The organism is Streptomyces sp. NPDC002690, assembly GCF_053592415.1.
Genome location: NZ_JBSFVR010000348.1, coordinates 1 through 7864, shown reverse-complemented (window position 1 = coordinate 7864; position 7864 = coordinate 1). Strand labels below are relative to the sequence as shown.

Below are 7864 nucleotides of genomic sequence, written 5' to 3'. Positions count from 1 at the left end.
CTCGCCCACGGCTACCTCAACCAACCCCAACTCACCGCCACCCACTTCATCCCCAACCCCTACGGACCCCCCGGCACCCGCCTCTACCACACCGGAGACCTCGCCCACTTCGACCACCACGGCAACCTCCACTACCAAGGCCGCGCCGACAACCAAATCAAGATCCGCGGCTTCCGCATCGAACCCGCCGAAATCGAAACCGCCCTCCTCACCCACCCCCACATCACTCAAGCCACCATCACCACCCACCACAAGCAGCTCGCCGCATACATCGTCACCAACACCACCACCACCGACCTCAACGACATCCGCCGGCACCTCACCGCACGGCTTCCCGAACACCTCGTCCCCGCTCACCTCACCACCCTCGACAAACTCCCCCTCACCCCCAACGGCAAAATCGACAAACGCGCCCTCCCCGAACCCGTAGCCGTCGCCTCCGTCGCGGGCCGGGCGCCTCGAACCCCGCTCGAAGAAACGCTGGTCGCCCTCTTCACCCGCGCACTGGGCGTCGACGCCACGCTGAGCATCGACGACGACTTCTTCCACCACGGCGGCCACTCCCTCCTCGCGGCCCGCCTCACCAACCACATCGCCGTGGCCCTCGACGTCCGGCTCACCGCCCGCGACGTCTTCCTGCACCCCACGCCCGCACGCCTCGCCGCGCACATCAGCGCGCTGCAGAGCACGCCGGCCAAGAAGGCCCGGCCCGCCCTCCGCCGTCGCACCGAGACAGAACGGATCACCTCATGACCGACTCCCCCGCTCCCGAAGACGTCGTCTGGGACCTCCCCGGTGACGCCCCGCACAGCCTGTCGCTGCTGGTGCTGCCGCACGCCGGGGGCAACGCCCACGCCTACGGCGGCTGGCGCGAGCACCTGCCGGCCGATGTGCGCCTGCTGATCGGCCAGTACCCGGGGCGCGGCGCCCGCTACTGCGAGGACCTGCCGGTGTCCGTGGACGACCTGGCGCAGCCCGTGGTGGACTCGCTGCCGGCCGACACCGGCGAGCTGGTGGTGTTCGGACACAGCATGGGTTCCCTGGTCGCCTTCGAGGTGGCCCGTGCCCTGCGGGCCGCCGAGCGCACCCCGCGCGGGCTGATCGCCTCCGCGTGCCGGGCGCCGGTTCTGCCCAACCAGTGCCCGGTACACCCGGAGCGGCTGGACGACGACGAGTTGGTCGCCGCCATCAAGGCGCGTGGCGGCACGGACGACGGGATCCTGGACGACCCGGAGCTGCGCGAGATCGTTCTGCCGTCCATCCGGGCCGACTTCGCGATCGACGACGCCTACCGGTGCACCGCCCCGGACGCCCGGCTCGGCTGCCGGGTCACGGTGTTCGGCGGAGACGCCGACCCGATCGTCCCGGAGGAGATGCTCGCCGGGTGGTCGCGGGTGGCCGGCCACGAGGTCGTCCCGCACGTCCTGCCCGGCGACCACTTCTACTTCCAGCAGGACCTCCGCGGCTTCTTCGACCGCTTCGTCCCGGTCCTGGACACCCATCGCGACTCCGCCACCACGGCCGCGTAGCCGCGCGGTTCAGCCCCGCACCATCCCCGCGTAACCGCGCCGTTCAGCCCCGCACCATCCCCGCGCAACCGCGCCGTTCAGCCCCGCACCATCCCCGCGCAACCGCGCCGTTCAGCCCCGCACCAACCCCGCGCAACCGCGCCGTTCACCCCCGCACCAACCCAACGAGACTTCGCTCAGGGAGAAGGAACCCCTCATGACCGCTCTCGCCCAGCCCCCCGTCACCACCGGTATCGCCGTCGTCCGGGAACCCGGCAAGCCGGCGATCGTCCACACACCGGAGTTCGCCACCATGGCGGAGGCCACCGCGTGGCTGGCCGCCCAGCGGCCCGCGATCCAGGCGGAACTGCACCGCTCCGGCGCGGTCATGCTGCGCGGGGTGCCGGTGGCCGACGCGGCGACGTTCGCCCAGGCGCGGGACGCGCTCGTGGCGGAGCGGGCCGGCTACAAGGAGAAGGCGACCCCGCGCACCGACTTCGGGGAGGGCGTGTTCTCCTCGACCGACCTGCCGGCCGTCCAGCCCATCCGGCTCCACAACGAGAACAGCTACACCCTGGACTTCCCCGGGGTACTGCTCTTCGGTTGCGTCACCGCCCCCGAGACGGGAGGCGCCACCACCATCGGCGACATGCGCAGGGCCTTGGCCGAGCTGCCGCCGGAGCTGACCGCGCGGTTCGCGGAGGCCGGCTGGCTGCTGGTGCGCAACTACTCCGACCTGGCGGGCATGCCGTGGCGCAAGGCGTTCTCCGCCGACCGGCCGGAGGACGCCGAGGAGTACTGCGACGCGCACGCCATCGGCTGCGAGTGGCTGGACGAGGAGACCCTGCGTACGCGTCAGCGGCGTTCGGCGATCATCACGCACCCGGTGACCGGTGAGCGGGTCTGGTTCAACCACTTCGCGTTCTGGAACGCCCGGACCCTCGACGAGGACGTCCGCGAGGTGCTGGTCGACACCTTCGGTGCGGACGGGCTGCCGTTCAACACCTATCTCGGTGACGGCAGCGTCCTCACCGACGCCGAGGTGGACGCCGTCAACGAGGTGTACCGGTCGGTGACCGTCCGGGAGACCTGGCAGGCGGGCGACCTGATGCTGGTCGACAACATCCTCTGCGCCCACGGCCGCGAGGCGTTCACCGGTGACCGGAAGATCCTCGTCGCCATGGGTGAGCCGGTGCCGTTGTCCGACTGCTCCCCGGCCTCCGCCCCCTCGACCACCCTGTACGGAAAGTGAGCCCCGCCATGACCGCCGTACTCCCCGAGCGCACCACCGCCCCCGTCCTGACCTCCGTGCTCCTGGAGAGCGCGGCCTCCCCCGCCGCGCCCCACCCGGCAGCCTGCCCCTGCGACACCTGCGTCTCGGCCGGTACCGGTGCGGCCGACCTGATGGCCCGGCTCGCCGTCGTACCCGGTGACCGCACCGCCGTTGTCGCCGGCGACCGCGAGCTGAGCTTCGACCAGTTGCGCGAGCGGGCCTCGGCCTTCGCGGCGGGGCTGGCCCGGCTCGGTGTGGGGCCGGAGAGCGTCGTCGCCCTGTGCCTGCCGCGCGGCGCCGATCTGGTCACCGCGATCATCGGCACTCTCGCGGCGGGCGCCGCCTATCTGCCGGTCGATCCGGCGCTCCCCGAGGAGCGGCGGCGGATGCTCGTCGAGGACTCGGGCGCCGGCCTGATGGTCGCCGACGGAAGCGGCCCGGTGTTCCCCGGCCTCCGGACGGTCACGCCGGACGGGCTGTCTGCCTCCGCGGGCGGGGCGGGCGCCGGCTGGGCGCCGGTGCCGGTCGGCCCGGACACGCTCGCCTATGTCATCTACACCTCCGGTTCCACGGGCAGGCCCAAGGGGGTGGAGATCGGGCGCGGTGCGGCGTCCCTGCTGCTGCGCGAGCTGGAGGACGTGGGCGCCGCGGCCGGCGAGAGCCGGCGGGTGGGCTGGAACGCCTCACCGTCCTTCGACGCCTCGGTCCAGCAGTGGGTACGGCTGTCGCGCGGCGACACACTGGTGATGATCGACGAGGAGACCCGTCGCGACCCCGCGCTGCTGGCCGCCTTCGTCGATGCCCGGGGCCTCACCGATCTCGACATCACCCCGTCGCACGCCGAACCGCTCCTTGACCTGCTCACGCCGGACGGAGGTCCCCGCCCGCTGACCCTGCTCGTCGGGGGCGAGGCGATCGGTCCGGCGCTGTGGGACCGGCTGGCCGCCGCGCACCGCTCCGGTCTGCTGAACGCCGTGAACATGTACGGCCCCACCGAGTGCACCGTCGACGCGACCGCCGGCTGGATCGAGGAGCCGGGCGAGCCGCACATCGGTGCCGTGCTCCCGGGACTGCGCATGCGGCTGCTGGACGAACGGCTGATGCCGGTCGGCGCCGGTGGGGCGGGCGAGCTGTATCTGGCGGGCCCCCGGGTCGCCCGCGGCTACCGTCGCGGCCCCGGCCTCACCGCCCAGCGTTTCGTCGCGGACCCGTTCGGCGCCCCGGGCGACCGCATGTACCGCACCGGGGACCGCTGCCGGCTGCTGCCGGACGGCCGCCTCGTGCACCTGGGGCGGCTCGACGGCCAGGTGAAGCTGCGCGGTCACCGCATCGAGGTGCAGGAGATCGAGGCCGTGCTGACCCGGACCGGTGGTGCCGCCGAGGCGGCCGTGATCCTGGGCGAGGACGCCGGTGGCAACCCGTGCCTGATCGCCCATCACCGGGGCGGGGACGCCGACGCGCTGCGGGCCGCCGTGGCGGCCGTGCTGCCGGCGTACATGACACCGTCCGCCTTCGTCGCCGTCGACCGGTTCGCGACCACTCCCAGCGGCAAGCTCGACCGCTCCGCGCTGCCGGCCCGGATCGAGGCGGCCGGGACCACCGGGGCCGGCGCGGCGGGCGAGGGCGTCGAGGGGCGGGCCGAGGAGCTGATCGCCCGGGTCTGGGCGCATGTCCTGGGCGTGGCCTCGATCGGCCCCGACGACAACTTCTTCAAGCTGGGCGGCCATTCGCTGCTCGCGATCAAGCTGGTCTCCCGGGTGCGGGCCGAACTCTCCCTGGCCCTGCCGGTGAAGGCGGTCTACGCCCACCCGAAGCTGCGCGACCTCGCCGCCCACATCGAGGAGTTGCTGGCCGCGAAGGATGGCTGAGCCCCGCCTCCGCCCGGTCATCGGCCCGTACTCCCACCCGCCCCCGTCATCCCCGAGGAGCAGCAACCGTGATCCCCCTCTCGTACGCCCAGCACCGGCTGTGGTTCCTGAACCGTCTCGAAGGCGCGTCGGCCGCCTACAACGCGCCCGTCGTCATGCGGCTGGGGGCGATCCCCGACCGGCCGGCCCTGGAGGCGGCGGTGCGTGACGTGGTGGAACGCCACGAGGTGCTCCGCACGGTCTACCTGACCGAGGACGGCGAGCCGTACCAGCACATCGTCGGCGATCCCGACGTGCGGCTGGAGACCGAGGAGTGCGCCCCCGACGACGACGTGGACGCGCGGGTCACCGCCTTCGTGCGCCTCCCCTTCGACGTCACCCGCGACCTGCCGTTGCGGGCCAGGTTGTTCACCGTGCACGACGGGACCTCGGTCCTGGTCCTGCTGGTGCACCACATCGCCACCGACGGCTGGTCCGTCGGCTGCCTGCTCACCGACCTCGACCGGGCCTACCGGGCCCGCGCCGAGGGCCGCGCCCCCGGATGGGAAGCACTGCCCGTCCAGTACGCGGACTACGCGCTGTGGCAGCGGGACATGCTCGGAGACCCCGGCGATCCCGACAGCACGGCCCATGAACAGCTCGCCCACTGGCGGGCGGAGCTGGAGGGCGTACCGGCCGCGACCCGGCTGCCCGCCGACCGCCCCCGCCCCACCGAGCCCAGCCACCGGGGGGCCGTGGTCACCGACCGCCTCGGTGCCGGCGCCCACAAGGCGCTCGCCGGCATCGCCCGCACCCACCGCGCGACGTTCTTCATGACTGCCCGGGCCGCTCTCTCGGTCGCCCTCCGGGCGGCCGGGGCGCAGCCGGACGTGGTGGTGGGGACGCCCGTCGCCGGCCGGCCCGAGGAGGACCTGCACGACCTCGTGGGGTTCTTCGTCAACTCGCTCGCGCTGCGTGCCGATCTGTCCGCCGACCCGGACCTCGGCACTCTCCTCGATCAGGTCCGTGAACGGGACCTGGCCGCCATGGCCCACGAGGACCTGCCGTTCGACCTCCTGGTCGAGAACCTCGACCCGGAACGGTCCCTCGGTCTGCACCCCTTCTTCCAGGTGATGCTCACGGCGCAGACCGCACAGGACACCACCTGCCGTCTCGGTGCCGTATCCGGCACCCTCGACGCCGCGGACCTGGCCACCGCCAAGTTCGACCTGAGTTTCAACTGTGCCGAGACGTACCGCCCCGACGGCGAACCCGACGGAGTGCTGCTCGGCCTCCAGTACGCGACCGACCGCTACGACGAGGAGACCGCGCACCTGCTCCTCACCCTGTTCCGACGCGCGCTGAACGCCTACGCCGAACAGCCGGCCGGCACACCCGTCAGCCGGACCGGTCTGCTCTCCGGCACCGAGCGCGAGGCTCTGGACCGACGTCACGAGGCCCTCACCCGGGCCGAGCAGCGGAACGCCGCCACCCCCGGCGACCCGCGTGACGGAGAGAACCCGCGCACCCGCGCCGCGGCCGACCCCCGCGAGGAGATCCTTCGCGGCCTGTTCGCCGAAGTGCTGGGACGTGACGAGGTGGGGCCCGGCGACAGCTTCTTCAAGCTGGGCGGGCACTCCCTGCTCGCCGGGAAGCTCACCAACCGCATCCGCAAGGCGCTGGGCGTCCAGGCCGCCATCCGCGACATCTTCCTGGCTCCCACCCCTGCCAGGCTGCTGCGCCGTCTCGCCGAACAGGGCGACGGGCCGCTTCGGCCGCCGTTGCGGCCGGTGCCCGTCGCCCTGCGGCCGAAGCGGCTGCCGCTGTCCGCCGCGCAGCAACGGCTCTGGTTCGTGGACCAGATGGAGGGTCCGAGCGCCACGTACAACATCCCCGTGGTGACCCGGCTGCACCGCCCGGTCGGGCGGGCCGCCTTCGCCGCCGCCCTCGCCGACGTCGCGAGACGGCACGAGGTGCTGCGCACGGTGCACAGGTCGGCCGACGGCGAGCCGTACCAGGAGGTGCTGGAAGGCGCCGAGCCCGTGCTCGAAACGGTGCGCACGGACGGCCCGGACGAACTCCGGGCCGCCGTGGACGCCGCGGCCGGTCATGTCTTCGACCACGCCACGGAGATCCCCTTCCGTGCCTGGCTCCTGGAGGACGCCGACGGGAGCCAGGTGATGGTGCTGCTGGTGCACCACATCGCCGGTGACGGCTGGTCCACCGGCCGCCTCCTCGCCGACCTCGCCACCGCCTACGCGGCCCGCGTCGAGGGCCGCGCCCCCGGATGGCAGCCGCTGCCCGTCCAGTACGCCGACTACACCCTCTGGCAGCACGAGTTGCTCGACGGCGAGCACGGCGTCGCCGCCGAACAGCTCGCGTACTGGCGTACCGCCCTCGACGGGATACCGCCGCTGCTCGCGCTGCCCACCGACCGGCCCCGCCGGCCCGAACCGGACGGCAGGGGCGCGCTCGCCCAGTTCGAGGTGAGCGCGGAGACCCACCGGGCGCTGCTGCGACTGGCCCGGCACCAGGGAGCCACCCTGTTCATGGTGGTGCAGGCCGCTCTCGCCGCTCTCCTCACCCGGCACGGCGCGGGCGAGGACCTGGCGATCGGCACCACCGTCGCCGGCCGGGCCGACGAGGCACTGCATCCGCTCATCGGGTTCTTCGTCAACACGCTGGTGCTACGCACCGACTCCTCGGGCGACCCTGCCCTCACCGAGCTGGTGCGCCGGGTCCGCGACGCGGGCCTGGCCGCCTACAGCCACCAGGACCTGCCGTTCGACAGGCTGGTCGAGCACCTGAGTCCGCACCGGTCGACCGCGCACGCGCCGCTCGTGCAGGTGATGCTCCAGGTCAACGCGGCGGAGTCGGGCGAAGCCGCCGCCGTCCCTTCGGCGCTGGACGGCGAACCGCTGGTCTTCCCGGGCACCGGAGCCAAGTCGGACCTCACCTTCGCGCTCACCGAGACCGTAGGCCCGGACGGGACACGGACCGGGCTGCGGGGTGCCCTGGAGTACGCCACCGCGCTGTACGACGCGGACACCGCCCACCTGCTGGCCGGGCGTCTCGCCGAGACCCTCGACGCGTTCGCCGAGGACGCCGGGGCCCCGCTCTCCACCCTGCGCTACGGGCAGCCCGCGCCCGGGGACGGCCGGGAGACCGTCCTCGACGCACAGGGCCGCCGCACCGCCGTCCGCGTTCCGGGCGAGGTGCACGAGCCCGCCCCCGGC

General features: G+C 73.2%; 5 protein-coding genes. All 5 read left to right on the top strand.

Going from position 1 to position 7864, the window contains the following annotated elements; all coding sequences use genetic code 11:
• A partial coding sequence (locus ACWD3D_RS29950; protein ID WP_451463896.1) for a phosphopantetheine-binding protein occupies positions 1 to 753 on the top strand: 753 nt, incomplete at its 5' end.
• The gene (locus ACWD3D_RS29945; RefSeq protein ID WP_451463895.1) at positions 750 to 1529 is read left to right on the top strand and encodes a thioesterase II family protein; all 780 of its coding nucleotides are present in this window, start codon (positions 750 to 752) and stop codon (positions 1527 to 1529) included. The genes ACWD3D_RS29950 and ACWD3D_RS29945, both read left to right, overlap by 4 nt.
• 196 nt (positions 1530 to 1725) lie before the next feature.
• The gene (locus tag ACWD3D_RS29940) at positions 1726 to 2760 is read left to right on the top strand and encodes a TauD/TfdA family dioxygenase (protein ID WP_451463894.1); all 1035 of its coding nucleotides are present in this window, start codon (positions 1726 to 1728) and stop codon (positions 2758 to 2760) included.
• An 8-nt stretch (positions 2761 to 2768) separates the two neighbouring features.
• The gene (locus ACWD3D_RS29935; protein WP_451463893.1) at positions 2769 to 4649 is read left to right on the top strand and encodes a non-ribosomal peptide synthetase; all 1881 of its coding nucleotides are present in this window, start codon (positions 2769 to 2771) and stop codon (positions 4647 to 4649) included.
• 68 nt (positions 4650 to 4717) lie between these two features.
• On the top strand, positions 4718 to 7864 hold a 3147-nt coding region (locus ACWD3D_RS29930), incomplete at its 3' end, for a condensation domain-containing protein (protein WP_451463892.1).

Excerpts from the sequence above, each read along its gene's own strand:
- ACWD3D_RS29935 (WP_451463893.1), top strand. The coding sequence starts at position 2,769 with ATGACCGCCGTACTCCCCGAGCGCACCACCGCCCCCGTCCTGACCTCC.
- ACWD3D_RS29940 (WP_451463894.1), top strand. The coding sequence starts at position 1,726 with ATGACCGCTCTCGCCCAGCCCCCCGTCACCACCGGTATCGCCGTCGTC.
- ACWD3D_RS29945 (WP_451463895.1), top strand. The coding sequence starts at position 750 with ATGACCGACTCCCCCGCTCCCGAAGACGTCGTCTGGGACCTCCCCGGT.